Consider the following 23792-nt stretch of genomic DNA (forward strand, 5'->3'; position numbering starts at 1 on the left):
AGTCTCACTAAAAGAATGTAAATCTTTAGTATCTTCGTATTCCAAAATTTTGAAAATTATGAGTTTACAAGACGATGTCATGACAGCCATGAAAACGGCTATGAAAGAGAAGGACCAAACGGCTTTAGCAGCATTAAGAGCTATTAAATCTGCTATATTATTAGAGAAAACATCTTCAGGTGGTGGCGAGGAATTATCTGAAGAACAAGAGCTGAAGCTTTTACAAAAGCTTGTAAAACAACGCAAGGATAGTGCAGCAATTTACCTAGAACAAGATCGAAAGGATTTGGCATTGCCAGAAATAGACCAAGCAGAAGTGATAAGTCAGTTTTTACCTGAAGCCTTAAGTGAAGAAGAGATTGAGAGAATAGTAGTGATGACAATTGATGAAATTGGAGCTCAAGGGATGAAGGACATGGGTAAAGTAATGGGACTAGTTAATAAAGAATTGGCTGGTCGTGCAGATGGCAAAACAATTTCTACAATTGTAAAAGCCAAGCTTACTCAATAGCATTAAAATAAGGCCACGTAGCTCAGCTGAATAGAGCACTGGATTTCGGCTCCAGCGGTCGTAGGTTTGAATCCTACCGTGGTCACAAGATATATGTCATTAAAAAAACGCCAAGTTTATTTGAGCGTTTTTTTATAGTATTATTTTCAAGGAGCAGGATAAGAAATACAGCAGCATTTTGAAAGTTGTGATTTGTTCAAATAGCATTTTTACATAATTCATGAAGTTCACTTGAGCTTTTTTTCCATTTAATGGTTTTTATAATTTATAACTATCATTCATGTATTGAGTAGAGGAATATTTTATATGATTATTAGCGCATTGCATTCACAGTGTTATATGTTTTTGTAAAGTCATTGAATGAATTTAATGTCTATCAAATAGTATTTTTTGGAGCTTAAGGGTCGTTGTTTTTTACTTTTCCATTTTTAATAAAAAGAAAACAAACTTTAAGTAAATAAAGCTTATTTTTAACCACTATTAATATATTAGAATGAAAAGAATTTTAGTTACAGGTGGTGCAGGATTTGTAGGTTCTCATTTATGTGAGCGGTTACTGAAAGAAGGTAATGAGGTAATTTGTTTAGATAATTATTTTACAGGTTCTAAGCGTAATATAGAGCATTTAATGGACCATCATTATTTTGAGTTAGTTAGACACGATGTTACATCTCCTTATATGATTGAGGTCGATGAAATCTATAATTTAGCTTGCCCAGCTTCACCAGTTCATTATCAGTATAATCCTATTAAAACGACCAAGACTTCGGTAATGGGAGCTATAAACATGTTAGGTCTTGCCAAACGTGTAAAAGCAAAAATTTTACAAGCATCTACAAGTGAAGTATATGGAGATCCAACTGTACATCCCCAAAAGGAATCGTATTGGGGAAATGTTAATCCAATTGGTCTCAGATCTTGTTATGACGAAGGTAAGCGTTGTGCCGAAACTTTATTCATGGATTACCATAATCAGAATCAGGTAAAAATTAAAATTATCAGAATTTTTAATACCTATGGTCCCAGAATGCATCCTCAAGATGGTAGAGTAGTGTCTAACTTTATAGTACAAGCATTGAGAGGAGATGACATTACAATATTTGGTGATGGTTTACAAACCAGAAGTTTTCAGTATGTCGATGATTTAGTTGAAGGAACTGTCCGAATGATGGGTACTAGAGATGAATTTTTAGGACCTGTAAATATTGGCAATCCAAATGAATTTACTATGCTTCAATTGGCACAATCGGTAATTGATTTAACAGGCTCTAAATCTAAACTTACATTTAGACCCTTACCACAAGATGATCCCATGCAACGTCAACCAGATATTAGTTTAGCTAAAAAAGAATTAAATGGTTGGGAACCTAAAATTCAACTAAAAGAGGGGCTAGCACAAACGATTAACTATTTCGATAATTTATTGAAAGAAGGATATTAATTCAAATTCTTGATAAATAATTAAAGTCTCCTATATAGGAGACTTTTCTATTTCATTTAACTTTATCCTATTTACAGGGCAATAAATGCTTGTATATGAGTTTGGAAATGATTATTGTCAATGCCGCTTTCAGAATGATCTAAAGCCAATTTACCAATGACTTGAGCTCTTATTCCAATAGTTTGTCTTCTGTTTAACCAAAACAAAAGACCACCACCTAGATTAAAGGATAGGTTAGTATTCTCTATACTAAAAAAACCAACACCACTGTTTGCATAAATATCTAACCAATCTACGTCTGGGAAAATATGTTTACCAAAATAATACTTAACATGAGTGTCAAATGAAAGATAAGAGAAATCTTCTTGTAAGACTATACCATCTATTAGATCACCTTCGGCAAACGAATTAACGGTTACAGATTGTTCTATTGCTAGGCCAGATTCCCATTTCAATTCTACAGCAGCAGATACAGGAATGTTTATTGCCCAATCACCCATTCCACTGACTGGTGATTTTGTACCCTGGCTATTAATCGCATTTAAGCCAATACTAATAAACCACTCCTTAGAATTTTGGTTGTTTTGAGCAAGAGTGGTGAATGAAAATGATATTACGGTTATTGCTAATAAGAGCTTACTCATATAGACTTTTCAATTGATTATAAATCAAAGTTAAACTTTATGCGTTACAAAACAAATAGTTACCAATCTAAACTTGTTTAATTTAATTTCATTTTTTAGGATTTTAAAAACAAACCACTCTTTAATTTTTTTATAACGCGCTTTCTGTCCGCTCGTAATGCTTTTCTGTATTCAGAATTCATCAAGAACATATGAAGCCTATGAAATAAAACTCTAACAAAATTATACCGCCTCAATAGCTTAATTCTGAATGCATCAAATTTTAGGTTTCGTAATCTAAAACTATAAAACTTTTTTGCATACGTTCCTAAAGCAGGCTTTATATCGTGAAACTCATAGAAAAAAATAGCCAAATATTTAAAATAATTCTTAATAGGCTTAATTTGAAATAGATCATCACTATAATCCATATGTTTATCTTTTAACAATACAAGTGTGTCAAAGGCTGGCCTAAAGGCTACATGTTTATATTGCATTCCGTGATCATTGATTTGATAATTTAATATTGCATGCAATAATAGATGTCTTTTACATGGAATTAAGATATTATTTTTTGTGTCTTTTTTATTAAGAATGGGTTTAGTATCTAATGCACTTAACTTGTAGGTCATAAATAATTTTCTATGTAATTCAACTGCGCAAAGATGATTGCTGTTTGTGAGCCTGGGTAAATGTTTATGTTCAAAAAAAATGTTACCAAAGGTTTCTTCTCTAGCGGTATAACCACTATTTTGTAATAATCTGAAGGCATCTTGCAAACGGTTTTTTTGAATTAAAACATCAATATCACCAACCATTCGCTCGGCATTATCTTGGTAATATCCAGAAGCTAAAAGAGCCGCACCTTTTAAAAATACATGATTTATGTTATGTTCGTTTAATAATTGCGATAGTGCTTGTACTTGTTTAATGATAGCGCTGTTTCTGTTGCGGTTAATTGCAGTTAAATTTTCAAGGTAAGACTCTAATTCTCTAGGGAGAATGTGTAAAAGTTCTTTCGCTTTAAGTCTGCAATAAATTGTAGGTAGAACAAGGTGCCTACTTCCTTCAGTAACTATAGTGTCCCAATTAAAAGTTGGATGCAGAAGCGTTTGTTCTAGTTTAGAATTAGAGCTATTAAAACTTAAAATATCTGCAATAGCTTGGTATGTCTTGGCTAGGTTTCTCAAAGTGATTTAATTGAAAGAACTAAGATAATAGATTATTAGTTGGTCGGAAGTTATTCAAATAATTGTGATACTTGTTCTAACATATCATTAGTGTCACTATACGTTAATTCATATAAATCAAGTGTTTCTAACCAATCTAAAAATTGCTTTGCGTGCTGTGATTTTGGAGATAACCAAGAATCCGGGATGAGAGTCTCTAATACGGCTTCAATTGTTGCTTTCTCTAATATTGTCTTTGTGTTTTCTAAATAGTTAACTAATACAATAGCTTTACAAGGATAATGAGACTTTTCAGGACTTGGTAATGGAACATATTTCAATGCTCCTTTAGTTTTGTTATATTCAATACTTGGTAAGGTGTCAAAATTATCAATCATGGCATTAAAAGTAGGAAATGCACCTTTTTTAATAGAGACGGCAGCCGGGTTATAATATATGTTGAGCGTCTCCGACAATAGGGGAGAAACATCATCAGCTAATAGTTTATAACCATGACTTGCTAAGATGGCACATAGGGTACTTTTCCCTTTTCCGGACTTACCTGCAAATAGCAAAGATGATTCTTCATTTGTAATTGTCGATCCATGCAAAGTCCCAATCCAATCAGATTCATCATTCTCATAAAGCGAACATAACAAAAGCATTAAAAATTTGCCTTGTATTAAATGATGTTGAGTTTGAGGAACTTTTTTAATTAATTTAGAATCTTTGAATAAATGTAAATGTTCATTTTTCAAATACACATCAAATGTACTTTGGGCTCTTATATTATTTGATTCTAGATGTGCCAATGCAGGATGAATAGATTTTAGCACCAATTCGGAATCAAAGTAAATTTGAATGGTTTTGTCCTTAATTACATATTGTTTTAGAATATGACGCTTTGTGAAATCTTGGTTTAAATTGTTCTCCGCTTCAGAGATGTAAGGAATATTACAATTTTTTAAATAGGTGTAGATGGTTTTTGCAATATTATCGGCGTCTAAATTTTGGTTATCAGACTTAAGTATTCTTCCAAAATCTTCTAAGGAATCAGATAATAAGTAAGAATCAAGACATGTTTTAAAGGGATAATCAACAATGCTATAAGTATTAGATTCCATAAACCATAAAACCCAATGCAGATCAAATAATTTTTGGTGTGTAGGTGCTAACTTAGTATTCACATTTAGGCATATTATCAGCAATCTGGATCTAATCCACCACCCGGATCACAAGGGTCAGTACCAGACTGTGCTTGGGATTTTTGCGGATTTAAAATCAAAAATGTGCCAACAGCCGTTAACGCCGCATACTTCCCCATTTTTTTAATGGCTTCCTTGCGTGTAATTTTATTAGCTTCTTTTTTCATGACTTAGATCTAGAGTTGGTCCAAAAATAATAAAATATTATCATTTTTAAGGGTAAATAATTTAAATGGATAATTAAATGCACTCTATTCTTATTTTGTTGTGTTAATTAGTTTACATACCATAATAGGGTAAGTCCCTTAAAAAATTTTAGATTTGTGTAATGCCAATATTTTGGTGTAAAATTTAATTTTTTATAATGAGTAAAGTTGCATTTATTACTGGTGTTACTGGACAAGATGGTGCCTATTTAAGTGAGTTTCTTCTTAAAAAAGGATATATAGTTCATGGTCTAAAAAGACGTTCATCGCTTTTTAATACGGATAGAATTGATCACCTCTACCAAGATCCGCACGTAGATCATCAAAATTTTTATCTGCATTATGGAGATATGACAGATAGTACAAATCTTATTAGACTGATTAAAGAAATACAGCCAGACGAAATATATAATTTGGCAGCAATGAGTCATGTAGCGGTGTCTTTTGAAATTCCAGAATATACTGGTAATACAGATGGTTTGGGAACCTTACGTGTTTTAGATGCAGTAAGGCTTTTAGGTTTAGAAAAAAAGACTAGGATTTATCAAGCGTCTACTTCAGAATTATATGGCAAGGTACAACAAGTGCCACAAACGGAAACTACACCGTTTTATCCTAGGTCACCTTATGCAGTGGCAAAGATGTATGCATATTGGATTACAGTAAATTATCGCGAAGCCTATAACATGTTTGCTTGCAATGGTATTCTGTTTAATCATGAATCACCAATTCGTGGAGAAACATTTGTTACGCGTAAAATTACGCGTGCAGTGAGTCGTATAGCCTTAGGATTACAGAACAAGTTTTATCTTGGTAATTTAGATGCACAAAGAGATTGGGGCCATGCAAAGGATTATGTGCGAATGATGTGGATGATTCTTCAGGCAGATGAGGCTGAGGATTGGGTAATTGCTACAGGTAAAACAACCAAGGTTAGAGATTTTGTTAAATTGAGTTTTGCCGAAGTTGGCATAGAATTAAAATTTAAAGGTACTGGAATAGAAGAGAAAGCCTTTGTGGCAAAATGCAATAACCCTGATTATCAATTAGAAATTGGAAAACAGGTTTTATCGGTTGATCCAAGATATTTTAGACCCACAGAAGTAGACTTACTTGTAGGTGATGCTTCAAAAGCAAAGCAAAAATTGGGGTGGGAATGCGAATACTCTTTAGAAGATTTGATTAAAGAAATGATGCAAAGCGATATAAAATTGATGCACAAACAGCAATACCTAGAAGATGGTGGGTATACAACCTTGAATTATTTTGAATAGGGCCGAGCGTTATAAATGCGTCCAGTGGATGTATTTAGCGAAAGAGACAGCTGGCGCTAGGAATATTACTATTTTGCATCAATCTGAGGTTTTTTATTTTACAATATGACAATTATCAATAAAAATTCAAAGATTTATATTGCTGGCCATAAAGGCATGGTAGGTTCAGCAATTTGGCGTGCCTTAGAGACTAAAGGCTATAATAATCTTTTGGGTAAAACGAGTAAAGACCTCGATTTGCGAGATCAAAAATTAGTATCTGATTTTATCAAATCCGAACAACCAGAAATTATAATTGATGCGGCGGCAAAGGTTGGAGGGATTTTGGCCAATAGTCAAAATCCTTATCCATTTTTAATGGAAAACCTTCAAATACAGAACAACCTTATTGATGCGGCTCACAACAATAATGTACTGAAGTTTATTTTTTTAGGGAGCTCATGTATTTATCCAAAGTTAGCACCACAACCCTTAAAGGAGGAGTATTTGTTAACAGATAGTCTAGAACCAACAAACCAGTGGTATGCTATTGCAAAAATAGCAGGTGTGAAAGCTTGCGAAGCCATTAGAAAGCAGTATGGTAAAGACTTTGTTAGCCTAATGCCAACTAATTTATATGGTACTAATGATAATTTTGACCTAAAAACCTCTCATGTGCTACCCGCTATGATTCGGAAGTTCCATGAAGCGAAGATTAAAGATCATTCACCTGTACAGCTATGGGGAAGCGGTTCTCCGTTGCGAGAATTTTTGCATGTTGATGATTTGGCACAGGCAGTTGTTTTTGCAGTAGAGCATCAATTACCAGAGCATTTATACAATGTCGGTACAGGTAAAGAATTAAGCATAAAGGCTTTGGCTGAAACCATAAAGGAAATTGTTGGTCATAAAGGAGAAATAAAATGGGATAGTACTAAGCCAGATGGTACACCACGTAAATTGATGGACAGTTCTAAATTAAGAAAATTGGGTTGGACACCTAAAATAGATTTAGAACAAGGAATTACTTTGGTTTATGATTGGTATTTGAAGAGTGGAAGATAAAAAAGCGATACAATAAAATAGTTATAAGCAAATACTTTTCTCAATACATTTTATGCTTTTATACCGTTTAAATTATTTTTAAATTTTAAAATCTAAACAAGAGACATTAGTTTTTAATTGTTTTTAGTTTAACCTTAATGACAGAAAAGAGATTTGGAAAATATAAATACAAAGGATTACTGGGAAAGTAGGTTCAAAAGCAAAAATTGGGGAAAAAGCGGAAATAGGCAAACAAAAGAGTATGCTATTGCGAATGTCTCCAAGATGAGTTTAAGCAAAAACTTCAACGGTTCAATTTTAGATTATGGTTGTGCTTTGGGTGATGCCATTCCAATCTACCATAAAGCGTTCCCTAATGCTAAGTTGAGAGGAATTGATTTCTCCCGAATAGCAATCAAGACATGCGAAAATAATTATGGGAATATTGCGAAATTTGAAAGTGGAAATTATGAAATAGTAAAAAAACAAGATATAATAATAGCATCCCATGTAATGGAGCATTTAACGGATGACAAAATAGTTGTTGATGAACTACTTTCTCGATGCAATGAGTTGTATATTTTTGTTCCATATATGGAAAATCCATTATACATAGAACATGTTAATTATTATGAGGAAGATTACTATGATGATTTTGAAGTGCTGGAAAAGAAAGTGTTTCTAGTAAGTTATGAATATAAGATGTCAGTTAAGGATAGAATAAAATCATTTTTAAATGGAAAGTATACTAGTATAGGTCGTTTTTCCAAAGAAATAATAATGTTCAGAATAAAAGGGTCAATATTATAATTTTGTTCAAATCAAACAATAATTCAATTCAGACATTTTGGGTAGCACTGGGTAGCTTAAGTGCATTTGGTCTTGCGATTGTTAGTTCTGCGATATTGTCACGTTACTTAGACAAACAAGAGTATGGTACATACAGACAGGTTATATATGTTTACACCATGCTTTTAGTGATTTTCTCTGCAGGATTACCAAAGATTTTTGCTTTTTATCTACCGAGGTATAGTTTGAGTGAAGGAAAGGCAATTGTGAAAAAGGTTAGCTTAGTTTTAATAGTATGTGGTTTAGTATTTTCTTTTTTTTTATATTTTTTTGCAGGTATCATAGCAGCTATTTTGGGTAATAATGAGTTAGAGCGGGCTTTACAAATTTTTTCACCAGTTCCTGTTTTGCTATTACCTACATTAGGTATAGAAGGTATTTTTTCTACTTATAAAAAGTCAGTTTATATAGCTATTTACAATACAGTAACAAGAATTATTATGTTGTTGTTTATAGTTGTTCCTGTCGTGATTTTTGAATCAAGTTATATTCATGCGCTTTATGGCTGGATAATAGCGTCTGTTTTTACATTAGTATTGGCTTTTATTTTTAAGGGTATTCCTTTTAAGGGAATAAAGAATGTAAAAACAGATTTAAGATTAAAACAAATCTTAGCGTATAGCCTACCATTAGTAATGGCCAGTTTATGGGGCGTGGCTATTAAGTCGTCTGATTCATTTTATATAAGTCGGTATTTTGGTGCAGAAGTTTTTGCTGAATATGCAAATGGATTTATTGATTTGCCATTTGTATCTATGATTACATCGAGTATTGCAGTGATTTTAACGCCAATATTTTCTAAACAAATTCATGAAAACAGCGATAAAAATTTACTATTAAAATCATGGCGAAAGACAATCGAAAGGTCAGCAATTTTAATTTATCCACTTATAATTTATTTCATCATTTTCTCTGAGGATATTATTGTATTTTTATTTTCAAATAAGTATGTCAATTCTTCTTATTATTTTAGAATTAATCTAGTTTTTAATTTTTTCAATATTATTGTTTTTGTCCCGCTATTTTTAGCAACAGGAAGGACAAAGTTATATGCTAAAGTACATATGTTTTTAGCTGTTATTATTTGGGTTACCGGCTATCTAGTTATTATTCTATTTAATTCGCCAATTGCTATAGCAATAAATAGTACCATAATTAATATTTTCAAAATTTTAATATTTGTATACTTAGGTTCGAAAATTTTAAATATTCGTTTTTTAAGTTTTTTCCCATTTAGAAAAATGGGCTTGTCTTTTTTACAATCAGTCCTTATTATGTTTCCTATTTATATTTTAGAATCATACCTAATTGATATTGAACAAGGAATTATTAAAATCTCTGTCACTTTCATTATGTTTTGTAGTTTAATTTTAGTGACGAGTTCTATTTTTAAAATTGATTACTATTCGATTATCAGACCTTTTTTCAAAAAAAACAAGTTTCTTGGATGAACTTTGATTAAAATTAAAAAGATTTATGAATTCAAAAAATGTATTAATTGTTTCTAGATTTTTTTACCCAGATATTAGACCGCGATCTTCAAGAGCATTTGAGTTGGCTAAAGAATTTGCTCGCCAAGGACATAAAGTAGTTGTATTAACAACTAAAAAGGATATAAATTACTCTTCTTTAGAAAAGAAATATGGTTTCTGCGTAAAAGATATAGTTAAAAGTGAGCCTAAAGAAATCCAGGGAGAAGGTATTAAACGGGTTTTACGTTTTAGTTTAGCGTATCTATTTTTATATCCATCTATTTTACTAACTAGATATTTTAAAAAAGCCTTGATTAAAGAGAAGCGTTATGACTTATTAATTTCGATTGCTCACCCTTATTCCGTTCATTTTGGTGTAGTTTTAGCTTTGAAAAATAATAAAACCTTAACAAAAACTTGGATAGCGGACTGTGGAGATCCGTTTACTGGTATTCAACACGCTCTTCTGCCATATCCATTTTATTATAAAATAATAGAGCGTTGGTTCTGTAAAAAAGCTGATTTTATTACAGTACCCATTCAGGAGGCAATTTCAGCTTACCCTCAAAATTATATTCATAAAATTCGAGTTATACCTCAAGGATTTAATTTAAATGATGTTAGTCCATCTTATATTGAAGGTAAAAATGAAGTACCTACTTTTGCATATGCTGGTACTCTGAGTCCTAGGTTAAGAGATCCTAGAGCTCTTTTGGAGTTTTTGACTAGAAATGATTTAAAGTTTAGATTTATTATATATACCAGAAATAAAGCATTTCTTTCTGAATATGTAAAGAAGCTTGGTCATAAATTAGAGTTAAGGGATTATGTGCCACGAGATACTTTACTTAAGGAATTAGGCCAAATGGACTTTTTACTTAATTTAGAAAATAAGGGTGACGTTCAAAGACCTAGTAAATTGATTGATTACGCTTTGTTAAAGCGACCTATTTTATCTTTATCCCCAAGTAATATTAACACTACTTTGGTTATTGATTTCTTAAATGGAAATTATAGTAAATCATTAATGATTAATAATATTGAAGATTACAACATTAAGAATGTAGTAGAAAGTTTTATGCAATGTACATTTGATATGGTTGAAGAATGAATACAATTAATATGCAGTTTAGGTTTTTTAGAATTAGAAAAAAGGAGCTTCTGCCGTTGCTATTTCTATGGCTATTAATTTATTTTGAACCAATAAGTGTTGAACAGTTTAAACTATCGCAGATATGGAAGGTGATTGGGGTAATTGGGTTGTTTTTATTTTTAATAAAGAAACAGCTTCCTAAATTCTTTTGGCTAGGTATTTTATTTGCTTTTAAATATTTAATTTATACAAGTTTTCCTTACGGTCTTATTCGAGCTTTTCAAAATAGCATTGAATCACTTATTTTCCCTTGCCTTTTGGGTTTTTTCTATATTAGGTATTATGGTAAGACACATGCATCCAACAATTTGATACATGTTTCTATACTATTTTCATTATTTATGATTTATTCTACACTACCTTTTATATTTGGTTTAAAAAGTCTTAATCCAGTAAGAGATTTAGAACAGTTTGGGTTAGAAACAAATGCGACTACCGGTTTATTTTATGCCATTTCTGGTGCTTCTAAAGTTTATGTTTTAGCTACAATTGTACTTTTTAATTCATATAAATTTTTTTCTAATTCTATAATAAATAAACTGTTTTGGTTCATTTCAGTAATTCTAGGTACTTATTTTGTTTATTCTAGTTGGACACGGACTGGCTGGTTTCTATTTATTTTTGCTTTGGGATTTAGTTTTTTTTACGGTGGTACATTAAAACGCAAGTTTATTGCTGTTTTGGGAACATTAATTTTGATTTTTGCAATTTATTCCTTGTACGAGTCTAACCAGGCGTTTAGGTGGAGGCTTAGCGGTGGTGCAGTATATAGAACTAATACGGAATTGAGTATAGACCAGCTTGCTAAAGCAAGAGTTCCCTTTATTATAACTGCTCTCGATAATTTAAAAGATGAGGGGTTGATGGGGCAGTTTATGGGTTATGGAGAACAACATACAATGGATCTTTTTAAGAATAAAACAGGAATGGCTATCGTGTCTCATAATAAAACATTTGAAATACTTGAAGCAAGTGGAATATTGGGATTGCTTATTTTTATACTATTTTTATTTCATTTGTTTAGAAGAATATTTAGTGCGCTTAAATATTTTGATCTTCAAACAAAAAAATTATTGCTAGTATCTTTCATTTTATTTATGGGATACAATTTAACTTCGCATGGCTCATTTATTTGGACGGATGTTATATTTGCACCTATATTTTCGGTTTTTATTTTGGCAGGAAGAAACAGGCATTTGAAAATTCCTCAAGATTGAAAAAAATATTTTATATAGAATCAATTGATATACATAATCTCTATGGCACTGGAGGTGGTCCAATGTTGAGATATTCTTCAAAGGTTAGTAATGACTTCGTTTATGTTACTTTCACTAGTAAAAAGAGAGAGCTACTCAATTTAAATTCGATACAATATGACAATCAAACATATAATTATATACCTATTGCATATACTATAAAAAGTTCATTTCTCAATCGGATTATTCCATTAAATATATATTTTATTATAATGTTAGCATGGAGATTTAATCGAGTAAACAAAATAGTTGAGACTAAAAATGTTATTACAAAAACATATTCTGTACTATGGTATTTTGCGTTTTTTAAAAAACATTTTAGTCTTTGTTATGTTTATCCAGGTTTAGAAAATCCAATGGAAATTGGGAGGTTCTCTTTTTTTACAAAATATTTAAAATCTATTTTTGAGTTTGTAAACGATAAAGCTTTAAGAAAAGCACAAGCAGTTTTTGTTTCTGGATCTAGAAATAAAATTAACAAAAAGAATATTCAGCTGGAGAAAAAAAATATCAACACCAAAATCATTCAAATACCGCAAGTTGTAGATTCCAAAGTTTTTTATAAAAAGAATATTGTAAATTTTAAATCACTATTGCCAATCCGTAAGAAGTATGTTTTTAGTTTTTTGGGACGTTTATCAAATGTAAAAGGTATAGATTTCATAATTGATGCTTTTGAGAAATTTAATTTGAAAGTTCCTGATTCTCTATTGTTAATTATTGGTGAAGGTGAAGAAAGCGAAAGAATTAATAAGCTAATCCTAAAAAAAAAATTAAATAAAAGCATATTATTACTAGGTAAAATAAAACCTCCCGCTTTAATTAATTATATAAACCTTTCTACAGCAGGACTTTTTGCATCTTATGCGGAGGGTTTTTCAAACGCGATGCTAGAATATTTGGCTTGTGGAACTCCAATAATTTCGACAAATGTTGGCGGTGTAGATGAATTGATAATAGAGGGAGAAACAGGTTACATTATCACTGAAAGATGTTTAGATCAATTTATTAGTGCAATGCACAAATCACTGCACGTTAATATGAGTGAAAATTGTTTAAAGCATGTCAGAAATAATTTTGAATTAATGAAACAATGGGAAATTATTGAATATCATTGGGAACCGTTAAAACTGAAAAGGTGTTAAGATCAATAGATAGAAGTAAAGGGTGTTTAAAAGTTTTAATTTCTACATATGCTTGTGGACCAAATTGGGGTTCTGAAATCGGCATGGGTTGGAATTGGATTATTCATTTAAGTAAATACTGTAAATTGTATGTTATTACTGAATTTGGATTTAAGGAAGATATAGAACAAAAAATCCCTGAACTAAACTTAAAGTATACACCAGTGTTTTATTACATTGATATAGGTAATAAGGGTAGGGAATTATTTTGGAAACAAGGCTCTTTTATTTTTTATCATCATTATAAATTATGGCAAAAAAAAGCTTTGAAAACAGCTTTGAAAATTGTTGAAAAGCAAGAAATAAATTTAGTCCATCAGCTTAATATGATTGGTTTTAGAGAACCAGGTTATTTGTTTAATATAGATAATATCCCCTTTGTTTGGGGTCCTGTAGGAGGTTATAACCAAGTGCCATGGAGATATATTAAGGATATGAAACTTAGTAATATTTTCTATTACAGTATAAAAAATATTATTAATCAAATTCAAATTAGAGGATTATTTAGACCGAAAAAAGCCGCGAAAAGAGCAGATTTATTATTCGCGGCGACACAAGAAAGTCTAGTAAATTTGAGTAAATATAGTTCGGTTAGACCTATACTTTTGAATGAAACAGGTTGTTCTTTAGAGTGTCAAGGTGGTAATTCTAAATTAGGTAAAACACTAAATATAGTATGGGTTGGCAAAATTCAGGGATTAAAGGCATTACCTATTGCGCTTAAGTCTTTATCTAAAATAAAAGAAGAAGTCGATTTTGTAATGACAATAATTGGAGAAGGGCCTGACTTAAAAGCTTGTCAAGAATTAGCACTTGATTTAAACATTGCTGGAAATTGTATTTGGATGGGTAAAGTGGAAAATACTAAAGTTATAGAAATTATGAGAAAAAGTAGCTTTTTGTTTTTTACTAGTTTAAAAGAAGGCACTCCTCACGTAGTTACAGAGGCTCTGCAAAATGGTTTACCAGTATTGTGTCATGATGCATGTGGGCATGGAGTTGTAGTAGATGGTACATGTGGTGTAAAGATACCTATGCAGAATCAAAAATATAGTATTGACTGCTTCGCAACAGAAATTATTAATATTTTCAAAAATCAATCAATCCTTAGAGAATTATCTCAAGGATGCCTTCAAAAAGCCAAAAGTATTACATGGGATTCAAAAGCAAATTATCTTTTTAATAAATACTTTGATTTGACGAAATGATACAAATATTAAAAAACATAAGATTATTTTACCTAAAACATTATAAATGGAACCAATATTCAATTGGTAAAAATTTCTGCGCCGGTCGTGGTGTTTTTATGTGGGCTAAAAATAGTATAATAATAGGTAATAACTTTTATATTGGGCGATATTCTCAAATTGAATGCGATACTATTATTGGTGACAATGTCATCTTCGGTAATAATGTGGCTTTGGTTGGCAAATACGATCATAACTATAAACAAATTGGTACTCCTGTAAGGTTGGCTTCTCAAATACGAGATTCAGATTATAATTGGTTAGGATTAAATTCAAAAGTAATTATAGAAGATGATGTATGGGTAGGTTATGGTTCAATAATTTTATCTGGTGTACAAATTGGAAAGGGTAGTATTATTGCATCAGGTTCAGTCGTAACTAAGGATGTAAGTCCTTATTCTATAGTAGGAGGGAATCCAGCTAAATTTCTAAAAAATAGATTTGAACCTAAAGAAATAAAAAAACACGAGTTGAATCTTTACAAAAATTAATTGATTTAAATATTTTTAATGAGTATGCTATTAGGACATAATATTTTTAAAGAGAATTTAGATGATTTAAATTTTTTATATGTACGCTTAATTAACACCATTAATCCGCATAGCTATTGCATTTCAAAAAAAGATAAGCAATTTGAAAACGCCTTAAAAGCATCAGACATATTATTACCAGATGGTATTGGGATAGTTTGGGCAGAACGTATGCTTAACGGCAATCGTATAAACAAAATAGCAGGTTACGATGTGTTTATGTTTTTAATGAAAAAGGCTGATACCGATAGCGCTAAAGTGTTTTTTTTAGGGGCTTCTCAAGACACGCTCAATAAGATTGCTACAAGAGCAAAACAGGATTTTCCTAACGTGACCGTTTTTAATTTTGCACCACCTTACAAAACAATATTTACAAAAGAAGACTCTGAGTTCATGTGTGCAAAAGTAAATGCAATACAACCTGATATTTTATTTGTTGGGATGACAGCACCCAAACAAGAAAAATGGGTATTTGAAAATAAGGATTCGATAATAGCAAACACAATATGTTCTATTGGTGCCGTTTTTGACTTTTATGCAGGTACTGTAAAACGGCCAAGTAATTTTTGGATTTCTCTTGGTTTAGAATGGTTGCCAAGGCTTTTGCAAGAGCCAAAACGTCTGGCGAAACGCAATTTTGTATCTACGCCAAAATTTATTCTTGAAGTGCTCTGGTTTAAACTATTTGGTAAAGGAATATTATAGGTTTTTTCTAAACCTTCGATTAAATAAGTATAAATCTACTTTGATGAATTATAAAATAACTATTATTGCTGGTGCTAGACCCAACTTTATGAAAATCGCACCGATTATTCATGAATTGGAAAATGAAAAATCAAAAGGAACGGATATTGATTATCGTTTAGTTCACACAGGTCAGCACTATGATAAAAACATGTCAAGTAGTTTTTTTGAACAACTGAAAATTCCGCAACCACATGTAAATTTAAATTGTAATGGAGGTAGCCATGCTGAGCAAGCCGCCTCAATTATGGTTGAATTTGAAAAAGAATTGATTTCTAATCCAACTAATTTAGTCTTAGTTGTTGGAGATGTAACTTCTACTATGGCTTGTGCAATAGTTGCACAAAAATTACACACTAAAGTTGCTCATGTTGAGGCTGGTATTAGATCTTATGATTGGTCAATGCCAGAGGAAATTAATCGGTTAATTACAGATAGTATTACAAATTATTTTTTTACAACATCCGAAACTGCAAATAGAACCTTATTTAATAATGGTGTTTCGGAAGATCGAATATTTTTTGTAGGTAACACAATGATTGATTCATTGTTAAAGTTCAAACCTTATTTTTTTGCTCCACCCATTTGGAAAAAACTGAATTTAGTACCTAATAATTATTTAGTAATGACATTACATCGACCAGCAAATGTTGACCAAGAAAATAAACTGAAATTGATTATTGATTGTATAATGTCTTATAGCAACAACATTTCTATAATATTTCCAGTCCATCCAAGAACTAAACGAGTCCTAGAACGTTTGGAAATTTCATATCGAAAACTTCATTGTATAGAGCCTTTGAGTTATTTAGAATTTAATTATTTAGTTGAGAATGCCAAAGCAGTCATAACAGATTCTGGTGGTATAACCGAAGAAGCATCAATTCAAGGTATCCCATGTATGACTTTAAGAGATAATACAGAACGTCCAGAAACAATATCCTTAGGTACAAATGTTTTAGTTGGTACTGACCCTAAAAAAATTATTCTACATTTAGGTAATCTGTTCAAAGGTACATGGAAAAAAGGAAGTATTATACCAAAATGGGATGGTTATGCGGCTAACAGAGTTGTCAAAGTTCTTTTAGAATTAAAAAAAAACATATAATCAGTATTTGTGCCTCCCTTTAATAAATTTGTATATTTCAAACTGAAAGTGTAATAAGTACAATTAAATGTTTAAAACATTATTTGAAGACTTTAATCCAGAGAATAGCCCAATTATCTGGCTTTTTGTGGCTTTTGTTTTAGCTTTTTATATTGCTTACCAGTCTTTCCCAACAATACTCTATGTTGCTAAACAACGGCATTTAATGGATGAACCTGATGGCAGAAGCGTACACGCTAGCAAAACACCAACTCTTGGTGGTATTGGTATTTTTTTAAGTTTAATTGTCGTGATGACTTTGGTAGGCGCATTCTTGAATACGAAAGTACTATTATTGGTTATGGGTGGATTAACCATTTTGTTTTTTTTAGGTCTTAAAGACGATTTAACAGTGTTATCAGCTACAAAAAAATTTGCAGGTCAAATCTTAGCTTCGGGTTTACTCATAATTTTTACGGATACACGAATTATTGGGTTTTCTACAATTTTAGATATTGATGTTTTACCCTATTGGATCTCAATTGGTTTCACATTATTTGTATATGTATTAATTATTAATGCCTATAATTTAATTGATGGTGTAGATGGTTTGGCGGGTACTTTTGCGCTAGTTGTAAGTGGTATTTTTGTTTATTTTTTTGTAAATGCTAGTGACTTAAGTTTAGCCACTATCGCAATTGCCTTATGCGGAGCACTGATTGCATTTTTAAGACTAAATTTTTCAAATACCAATAAGATATTTATGGGAGATACAGGATCGCTTATTGTTGGATTCTTACTAGCATTTTTTACCATTAGTTTTATTAATATGGCCCAGTCGGATGAGCAATCTATTTATTATCGTGATGCACCCGCTTTAGCATTTGCTTTGTTATTTTACCCACTTGCTGATACTTTAAGAATATTTTTTATTAGGATTTTTGTTCACAAATCGAGTCCATTCAAGGCCGATCAAAATCATTTACATCATAGATTTATCGGGATAGGTTTTAGTCATATAAAAACAACACTAACAATTGTAACTATCAACCTTATCATAATTTTAATTGCTTTTAGTTTAACTCATCTTATATTAAATCTTCAAATTTTTCTATTGCTAATTTATGGTTCATTATTATATCTTTTACCTTTTATATTAAGGAAACTGACCAAAAATTAAGAGTTAAAATAAACTTCACTTTGTTTGTGCTGTAAATGCAGTTATATTTGTCTTATACTGAATAAAGAATAGATGAAACTAAGAATAATAAGTCTTTTCATATTGTGTGTTCTTGGTTCTTGTGCTTCTAAAAAACAAGTACTTTATTTACAAGATGCAACTGTTGAGGGCATTGGGAACATAAATTATCAGTCTGCTAAAATTCAGCCAAATGATATTTTAAAAATCACTGTGGAGAGTTTGGTGCCAGAAGCTGCCATTCCATATAATAAAAATATAACACAAGGTCCTGTTGCTCAAAACATTCAGTTATTACAGTTAGAAGGGTATTTGGTGACTGCAAAAAACACCATCAATTTTCCAGTTTTGGGTGAAATATCTACCTCTAATCAAACTACAGAAGAGTTTCAAGATACTATTAAACTAAAATTGGAATCAGGAGGACATTTGTCTAGCCCAACAGTAAGTGTCAGATTATTGAATGCGAAGGTTACTATTCTGGGTGAAGTAAATAAACCTGGTACCTATAACTTTACAGAACAAAACATCACGATTTTACAAGCATTGGGTTATGCAGGAGATTTGACTATTAATGGAAAACGTGATGATATTTTATTAACTCGCGAAGTGGATGGTTTAAGAAAAATTACCCATATTGATTTGACATCTGCGTCATTTATGAATGGTGAATTTTACTTTATTAAACCCAATGACGTTATTGTTGTAAATCCAAATAATCCTAGAGTTAAAAATGCTGGATTTATAGGTGATATAAATAATGTTTTAACTATAGCTTCCTTGTTACTAAGTGTGGCTATTTTGGTTTCGCGTTAAATTATGGATAATTCACTAAAAAGTATGATGGCTTTCCAAGAGGAGGAGAGCATTGATCTAAAAAAAGAAGTAAAACGTTATCTCAATTTCTGGCCTTGGTTTGTTTTGGCCATAATTGTTGCGCTTTTTGGTGCCTATGTTTATCTGAGATATGCGCCAAAAATTTATCAAACAACCGCTAAAGTGAAGATTTTAGATGAATCGGATGGTTTAGAATTACCAACTTCTGCATTTATTTTCAAACGATCAAATATTAATCTCGAAAATGAGATTGAAATAATAACGTCTTACATCATAATTGAACGCGTTGTACGCGAACGGAATTTAAATACAAGTTTTTTTGAAGAAGGAACTATCCAAACATCTCAAGTGGCAACACTTCCTTATGAGTATGAGCAATTAATCCATCCTGATAGTATTACTCAAAATTCTACCTTTAAAGTAATTGTTGAGGATTCAAAATTTACAGTTATTAATATGGCTACTGAGAAGTCATATGATTTCGAAAATCATAATACTAAAACTGCTACACATAATTTACCTTTTAATATTCGTCACAATCCCAATAATGACTTCGAAGAAATTAGAGGTACAACATTTCTTATCAATTTTAACTCTATTAAAAGATCGGCACTTGGGTTAAAATCACAAATTGAAGTTGAAGCTATTGGTGAACAAAGTGATCTATTACAATTAAGTATAAAAGGAGAGAGTTTTGAACTTTCAGAAAGTATAATTAATTCACTCTTGGATGTCTTTAATAAAGATGGGATTAGTGATAGGCAGTTAGTTTCTCAACGTACTATAGACTTTATTGATAATCGATTTGAGTTTTTGGCCAGTGAATTAGATGATATTGAGGTTGATCGTCAAAACTTTAAACAAAATAATAATCTTGTTGATTTAGTTGCTGACGCAGAATTAGGTTTGGAACAACGGACCAAATCGGATGAAGAGGTTTTTAGAATAGAAAATCAGTTGGCATTAGCTGAACTGTTGAATGATGCTTTATCTACTAAGGATATTTTAGGTTTGTTGCCAGCCAATATTGGATTGGATAATCAGGGCATTAATGATTTAATTAATGAATATAATACTGCGATTTTAGATCGTGATAAATTGGCAAGCAGTGGAGGTCTTAATAATCCAACAGTGAAGTTGGCCATAAATACAATCAATGACCTGAAATCAAATATTACACGTTCTTTAAAATCTTATATAGCTCAATTAAAAGTGTCACAGGGACAAATAAAATCACGCAATAAGCGCTTTATTGGTCAGGTATCCAAAATACCAGAAAAAGAGAAATTACTGAGAGCTATTGAGCGTCAACAAAAAATTAAAGAAAGCTTATATTTATTATTACTTCAAAAACGAGAAGAAGCAGCTATAAATTTAGCAATAACAGAACCATCTATAAAAGTGGTAGAAAATGCTTTGTCTAGTGTAAACCCTATATCGCCGAAGACTGGTATCATATATGCTGGAGCGTTTTTAGCCGGTTTACTTATACCTTTTGGTTTTCTATACATAATGTTTATGTTAGATACCAAGTTGCATGGAAAGGGCGATATTACTGCAATTACCACTAGTATTCCTGTCATTGCAGAAATACCAGATTTAAAAAAGAAAGAGAATTTGGTTTTTGTAGATCCTAATGACCGTAGTGTACTTGCTGAATCCTTTAGAATTTTGAGTTCAAACGTTGATTATATCCTTCCAGTTAGAGATAATGAAAAAAGTAAGATAATTTATTGTACATCAACAATTAAAGGAGAGGGGAAAACGCTGGTTAGTCTTAACCTATCTCTAGCCCTCTCTAGTATTAATAAGAGGGTCTTATTAATTGGTGCAGATTTAAGAAACCCTCAAATTCATTCTTACATTAGTGAAGAAAAACATAAGCCAGGATTATCTAATTATCTTCATGATATAGAATTCAATTGGAGAGATGCCATAATAAGTGGATTTGAGAAACATCCTAACCATCATATCATATTATCTGGGAGTATTCCTCCAAATCCTGCTCATTTATTAACTAATGGACGTTTTAAAGATTTAATTGAAGAAGCAAAAGAGGATTACGACTATATCATTGTAGATACAGCACCAACTATATTGGTTACAGATACCTTGCTTATATCTCAACTTGCTGATGCTACTATCTATATTGCTAGAGCAAATTATACAGAAAAGAACTTACTCAATTACTCTAAGGAATTACATGAGTCTGGTAGACTAAAAAACATGGCCTATGTTTTAAATAGTGTTGGGGCTAGTAAATCTTATGGTTACGGTTATAATTATGGCTATAATTATGGTTATGGTAGCAAATCATAATTTTATACTGTAATGTAAGTGGCTTAACACATGATATTTATCATAATTTTTTTTCGTTTTATAAGGTACTTTTAATAGTGAATTATAAAACCGATAGTCATGAGATATGTTCCGTTAATTTCCGAAATAATGACCAAAAATATCATCGCTCTTAATAGAGATGATGATCTGGAAACAGCTGAGATGCTTTTTAAGCGTAATAAAATAAGACATATACCTGTAGTTGCAGAAGAAGTAATAATAGGTATGCTCAGTTATACTGACCTTTTAAGAATTAGCTTTGCTGATGCAGTTTATGAAACTGAAGAAGAAGTTGATACCCTAGTTTATAATATGTTTACCATAGATCAAGTGATGGCTAAGAATGTAGTAACGGTACCATCTACTGCAACTATAAAAGAAGTAGCCAAAATATTGGCAGAAAATGAATTTCATGCTTTGCCTGTCGTTGATGATGGCCGATTGGTTGGAATTGTAACCACCACAGATTTAATTAACTATCTCTTGAAACAATTATAAATTTAAAAAGCGCCATTGGCGCTTTTTTTATGAATTAGATAATGCCTTTAACCGTTTAATTGTCTCAGTTGGATTATCACTTTTAAAGACATGGCTTCCAGCAACAAAAGTATCCGCACCGGCTTCTACAAGTTTTTGAATATTTTTATCCGTCACACCACCATCTATTTCTATTCGCGTATCTAAGCCTTGGTCATTTATCATTTGTCTTAGTTTTTTGCTACGATTATAGGTAACGTCTTCGAACTTCTGACCTCCAAAACCCGGATTGATAGACATTAGTAATATCATGAAACACTCTGGTAATATATCCTCTAATACAGAAATAGGTGTTGTAATATTTAGTACTATACCAGCTTTACAACCCGTATCTTTAATTTGTCTTAAAGTTCTATGTAGGTGTACTGTAGATTCATAGTGTACAGTAATAATGTCAGCACCCACTTTTGCAAACTCTTCAATATAGCGTTCTGGTTTCTCAATCATTAAATGCACGTCTAAAGGTTTGGTCGCGTGCTTTTTAATTGCTTGTATAACTGGCATACCATAAGAGATATTTGGTACAAAATGACCATCCATAACGTCAATATGAAACCAGTCGGCCTCACTATTATTTACCATTTCTGTATCTCTTTGTAGATTCCCAAAATCTGCAGCTAACATTGAAGGAGCAATAAGTTTTGAAGCCATTTTTTATGCTTAAAATTAAGATTGACGCAAAGGTAATTAAAAAAAGAATCTCGTGCATTAAGAGACACTTAAGATCCTATAAAAAGTGAACCCACGGTAATCAGCCGTGGGTTCTTTCATCAATCAAAAAACGAACAGTTATGTTTTGTAACTGTTGTTACCTTTATTAGGTTGGTCGCTAAATATACAAAAAACTAACCTAAATATGTCTTTAATATTTTACTTCTAGAGGTGTGTTTTAACCTTCTAATTGCTTTTTCTTTAATTTGTCTCACACGCTCACGTGTTAAATCAAACGTTTCACCAATTTCTTCTAAAGTCATTGGATGCTGATTGCCTAATCCAAAATAAAGACGAATTACATCTGCTTCACGAGGTGTTAATGTTTCTAAGGCACGTTCAATTTCAGTTCTTAAAGATTCGTGTAATAATTCTCTATCTGGATTTGGTGATTCACCACTTCGCAATACATCATATAAATTAGAATCTTCACCTTCAACTAATGGTGCATCCATTGAAACATGGCGTCCAGAATTCTTCATTGACTCTTTAACATCGTTAATAGTCATATCCAATTCTTTTGCAATTTCCTCAGCAGATGGTGGGCGCTCATGACTTTGCTCTAAAAAGGCAAAAGTCTTGTTGATCTTGTTAATCGATCCAATTTTGTTTAGTGGCAACCGTACAATACGAGATTGTTCAGCTAATGCTTGTAGGATAGACTGTCTAATCCACCAAACAGCATATGAAATAAATTTAAAACCACGTGTTTCATCAAAACGCTGGGCAGCCTTAATCAATCCTAAGTTACCTTCATTAATTAAATCTGGTAATGTTAACCCTTGGTTTTGGTATTGCTTTGCTACCGATACAACGAAACGAAGATTCGCTTTAGTTAATTTTTCTAAAGCAATTTGGTCACCTGCTTTGATGCGTTGTGCCAATTCAACTTCTTCATCAGCAGTAATTAGGTCTACTTTACCGATTTCTTGTAAATATTTATCTAAAGAGGCAGTTTCCCTATTGGTTACCTGCTTAGTAATTTTAAGTTGTCTCATTTAAATTTTTAGATTTGTGCAATTTGTATTAGCAATGGGTTGCTTTTTATTATACGTAACAAGTTCTTAAAATGTTACAGCATAATCAAAAAATATTCAATTTATCTCATTATAAAAATCCCAAAACTGATAACCATCAGTGCATAACAATATGCTCTGAGCTAGATTTATATATGCTATAAATAACACTAAAAATA

Annotated in this window: 23 protein-coding genes and 1 tRNA gene; 18 read left to right on the forward strand and 6 right to left on the reverse strand. The window is 31.6% G+C overall.

Annotated elements, in window-relative coordinates; all coding sequences use genetic code 11:
- The first annotated feature begins 58 nt into the window (after positions 1-58).
- From ACFWV9_RS01630 to ACFWV9_RS01640, 3 genes are all read left to right on the forward strand, one after another.
- A complete protein-coding gene (locus tag ACFWV9_RS01630) occupies positions 59-511 on the forward strand; it encodes a GatB/YqeY domain-containing protein (protein ID WP_411893489.1) in 453 nt (150 codons plus the stop codon).
- Between the two features lie 11 nt (positions 512-522).
- Positions 523-596: transfer RNA gene (locus ACFWV9_RS01635), tRNA-Arg, on the forward strand.
- 408 nt (positions 597-1004) lie between these two features.
- Positions 1005-1952, forward strand: a complete 948-nt coding sequence (locus ACFWV9_RS01640) for a UDP-glucuronic acid decarboxylase family protein (protein ID WP_411893490.1) — start codon at positions 1005-1007, stop codon at positions 1950-1952.
- A 71-nt stretch (positions 1953-2023) separates the two neighbouring features.
- Here the strand turns inward: ACFWV9_RS01640 and ACFWV9_RS01645 are convergent, their stop codons facing one another.
- The 4 genes from ACFWV9_RS01645 to ACFWV9_RS01660 all read right to left on the reverse strand — a co-directional run bounded on the left by ACFWV9_RS01645 (position 2024) and on the right by ACFWV9_RS01660 (position 5116).
- Positions 2024-2596: a hypothetical protein gene (locus ACFWV9_RS01645; RefSeq protein ID WP_411893491.1), complete on the reverse strand. Its 573-nt coding sequence runs from the start codon at positions 2594-2596 to the stop codon at positions 2024-2026.
- A 95-nt stretch (positions 2597-2691) separates the two neighbouring features.
- Positions 2692-3765: a nucleotidyltransferase family protein gene (locus ACFWV9_RS01650; RefSeq protein ID WP_411893492.1), complete on the reverse strand. Its 1074-nt coding sequence runs from the start codon at positions 3763-3765 to the stop codon at positions 2692-2694.
- A 50-nt stretch (positions 3766-3815) separates the two neighbouring features.
- Entirely contained in the window at positions 3816-4931 is a 1116-nt protein-coding gene (locus tag ACFWV9_RS01655; RefSeq protein WP_411893493.1) for a hypothetical protein, read from the reverse strand.
- 14 nt (positions 4932-4945) lie between these two features.
- Complete coding sequence (locus tag ACFWV9_RS01660; RefSeq protein ID WP_411893494.1) at positions 4946-5116, reverse strand: hypothetical protein; 171 nt, start codon at positions 5114-5116, stop codon at positions 4946-4948.
- A 197-nt stretch (positions 5117-5313) separates the two neighbouring features.
- Between ACFWV9_RS01660 and gmd the strand changes: the two genes are divergently transcribed.
- From gmd to ACFWV9_RS01735, 15 genes are all read left to right on the forward strand, one after another.
- Positions 5314-6429 carry a GDP-mannose 4,6-dehydratase gene (gmd, locus tag ACFWV9_RS01665; RefSeq protein ID WP_411893495.1) on the forward strand — a complete coding sequence of 372 codons (1116 nt, stop codon included), beginning with the start codon at positions 5314-5316 and terminating at the stop codon, positions 6427-6429.
- A 114-nt stretch (positions 6430-6543) separates the two neighbouring features.
- Positions 6544-7473 (forward strand): GDP-L-fucose synthase family protein, encoded by a 930-nt coding sequence (locus ACFWV9_RS01670; RefSeq protein ID WP_411893785.1) that lies wholly within the window; start codon positions 6544-6546, stop codon positions 7471-7473.
- Positions 7474-7626: 153 nt separating this feature from the next.
- Positions 7627-8262, forward strand: coding sequence for a class I SAM-dependent methyltransferase (locus tag ACFWV9_RS01675; RefSeq protein ID WP_411893496.1), 636 nt, complete (start codon positions 7627-7629; stop codon positions 8260-8262).
- 2 nt (positions 8263-8264) lie between these two features.
- Positions 8265-9752: an oligosaccharide flippase family protein gene (locus ACFWV9_RS01680; RefSeq protein ID WP_411893497.1), complete on the forward strand. Its 1488-nt coding sequence runs from the start codon at positions 8265-8267 to the stop codon at positions 9750-9752.
- Positions 9753-9777: 25 nt separating this feature from the next.
- Positions 9778-10884, forward strand: a complete 1107-nt coding sequence (locus ACFWV9_RS01685; RefSeq protein WP_411893498.1) for a glycosyltransferase — start codon at positions 9778-9780, stop codon at positions 10882-10884.
- 383 nt (positions 10885-11267) lie between these two features.
- Complete coding sequence (locus ACFWV9_RS01690) at positions 11268-12143, forward strand: hypothetical protein (RefSeq protein ID WP_411893499.1); 876 nt, start codon at positions 11268-11270, stop codon at positions 12141-12143.
- Entirely contained in the window at positions 12140-13327 is a 1188-nt protein-coding gene (locus ACFWV9_RS01695; RefSeq protein ID WP_411893500.1) for a glycosyltransferase family 4 protein, read from the forward strand. Before ACFWV9_RS01690 ends, ACFWV9_RS01695 begins: the two co-directional genes overlap by 4 nt.
- A complete protein-coding gene (locus ACFWV9_RS01700) occupies positions 13321-14574 on the forward strand; it encodes a glycosyltransferase (RefSeq protein WP_411893501.1) in 1254 nt (417 codons plus the stop codon). The genes ACFWV9_RS01695 and ACFWV9_RS01700 overlap by 7 nt, the downstream gene beginning before the upstream one ends.
- Positions 14571-15104 (forward strand): acyltransferase, encoded by a 534-nt coding sequence (locus ACFWV9_RS01705; protein WP_411893502.1) that lies wholly within the window; start codon positions 14571-14573, stop codon positions 15102-15104. The genes ACFWV9_RS01700 and ACFWV9_RS01705 overlap by 4 nt, the downstream gene beginning before the upstream one ends.
- Positions 15105-15122: 18 nt before the next feature.
- Positions 15123-15848 carry a WecB/TagA/CpsF family glycosyltransferase gene (locus ACFWV9_RS01710; protein ID WP_411893503.1) on the forward strand — a complete coding sequence of 242 codons (726 nt, stop codon included), beginning with the start codon at positions 15123-15125 and terminating at the stop codon, positions 15846-15848.
- Positions 15849-15891: 43 nt separating this feature from the next.
- The gene (gene wecB / locus ACFWV9_RS01715; protein ID WP_411893504.1) at positions 15892-16995 is read left to right on the forward strand and encodes a non-hydrolyzing UDP-N-acetylglucosamine 2-epimerase; all 1104 of its coding nucleotides are present in this window, start codon (positions 15892-15894) and stop codon (positions 16993-16995) included.
- A 67-nt stretch (positions 16996-17062) separates the two neighbouring features.
- Positions 17063-18154 (forward strand): MraY family glycosyltransferase, encoded by a 1092-nt coding sequence (locus ACFWV9_RS01720; protein WP_411893505.1) that lies wholly within the window; start codon positions 17063-17065, stop codon positions 18152-18154.
- Positions 18155-18226: 72 nt separating this feature from the next.
- Positions 18227-18988 (forward strand): polysaccharide biosynthesis/export family protein, encoded by a 762-nt coding sequence (locus ACFWV9_RS01725; RefSeq protein ID WP_411893506.1) that lies wholly within the window; start codon positions 18227-18229, stop codon positions 18986-18988.
- Between the two features lie 3 nt (positions 18989-18991).
- Entirely contained in the window at positions 18992-21328 is a 2337-nt protein-coding gene (locus tag ACFWV9_RS01730; RefSeq protein ID WP_411893507.1) for a GumC family protein, read from the forward strand.
- A gap of 99 nt (positions 21329-21427) precedes the next feature.
- Entirely contained in the window at positions 21428-21847 is a 420-nt protein-coding gene (locus tag ACFWV9_RS01735) for a CBS domain-containing protein (protein WP_411893508.1), read from the forward strand.
- Between the two features lie 27 nt (positions 21848-21874).
- Here ACFWV9_RS01735 and rpe read toward each other — a convergent pair whose 3' ends face one another.
- Both rpe and ACFWV9_RS01745 read right to left on the reverse strand, forming a co-directional pair.
- The gene (rpe, locus tag ACFWV9_RS01740) at positions 21875-22537 is read right to left on the reverse strand and encodes a ribulose-phosphate 3-epimerase (RefSeq protein WP_411893509.1); all 663 of its coding nucleotides are present in this window, start codon (positions 22535-22537) and stop codon (positions 21875-21877) included.
- Between the two features lie 194 nt (positions 22538-22731).
- Positions 22732-23595, reverse strand: coding sequence for an RNA polymerase sigma factor RpoD/SigA (locus tag ACFWV9_RS01745; RefSeq protein ID WP_299129307.1), 864 nt, complete (start codon positions 23593-23595; stop codon positions 22732-22734).
- Between the last annotated feature and the right edge of the window lie 197 nt (positions 23596-23792).

This window comes from Winogradskyella sp. A2, from assembly GCF_046762865.1.
Taxonomy (GTDB): domain Bacteria; phylum Bacteroidota; class Bacteroidia; order Flavobacteriales; family Flavobacteriaceae; genus Winogradskyella.

Coding starts and splice junctions, on each gene's coding strand:
- ACFWV9_RS01745 (WP_299129307.1), bottom strand. CDS start 23,595: ATGAGACAACTTAAAATTACTAAGCAGGTAACCAATAGGGAAACTGCC.
- ACFWV9_RS01725 (WP_411893506.1), top strand. CDS start 18,227: ATGAAACTAAGAATAATAAGTCTTTTCATATTGTGTGTTCTTGGTTCT.
- ACFWV9_RS01660 (WP_411893494.1), bottom strand. CDS start 5,116: ATGAAAAAAGAAGCTAATAAAATTACACGCAAGGAAGCCATTAAAAAA.
- ACFWV9_RS01685 (WP_411893498.1), top strand. CDS start 9,778: ATGAATTCAAAAAATGTATTAATTGTTTCTAGATTTTTTTACCCAGAT.
- wecB (WP_411893504.1), top strand. CDS start 15,892: ATGAATTATAAAATAACTATTATTGCTGGTGCTAGACCCAACTTTATG.
- ACFWV9_RS01730 (WP_411893507.1), top strand. CDS start 18,992: ATGGATAATTCACTAAAAAGTATGATGGCTTTCCAAGAGGAGGAGAGC.
- ACFWV9_RS01630 (WP_411893489.1), top strand. CDS start 59: ATGAGTTTACAAGACGATGTCATGACAGCCATGAAAACGGCTATGAAA.
- gmd (WP_411893495.1), top strand. CDS start 5,314: ATGAGTAAAGTTGCATTTATTACTGGTGTTACTGGACAAGATGGTGCC.
- ACFWV9_RS01720 (WP_411893505.1), top strand. CDS start 17,063: ATGTTTAAAACATTATTTGAAGACTTTAATCCAGAGAATAGCCCAATT.
- ACFWV9_RS01710 (WP_411893503.1), top strand. CDS start 15,123: ATGAGTATGCTATTAGGACATAATATTTTTAAAGAGAATTTAGATGAT.
- ACFWV9_RS01640 (WP_411893490.1), top strand. CDS start 1,005: ATGAAAAGAATTTTAGTTACAGGTGGTGCAGGATTTGTAGGTTCTCAT.
- ACFWV9_RS01645 (WP_411893491.1), bottom strand. CDS start 2,596: ATGAGTAAGCTCTTATTAGCAATAACCGTAATATCATTTTCATTCACC.
- ACFWV9_RS01690 (WP_411893499.1), top strand. CDS start 11,268: ATGATTTATTCTACACTACCTTTTATATTTGGTTTAAAAAGTCTTAAT.
- ACFWV9_RS01735 (WP_411893508.1), top strand. CDS start 21,428: ATGAGATATGTTCCGTTAATTTCCGAAATAATGACCAAAAATATCATC.
- rpe (WP_411893509.1), bottom strand. CDS start 22,537: ATGGCTTCAAAACTTATTGCTCCTTCAATGTTAGCTGCAGATTTTGGG.
- ACFWV9_RS01705 (WP_411893502.1), top strand. CDS start 14,571: ATGATACAAATATTAAAAAACATAAGATTATTTTACCTAAAACATTAT.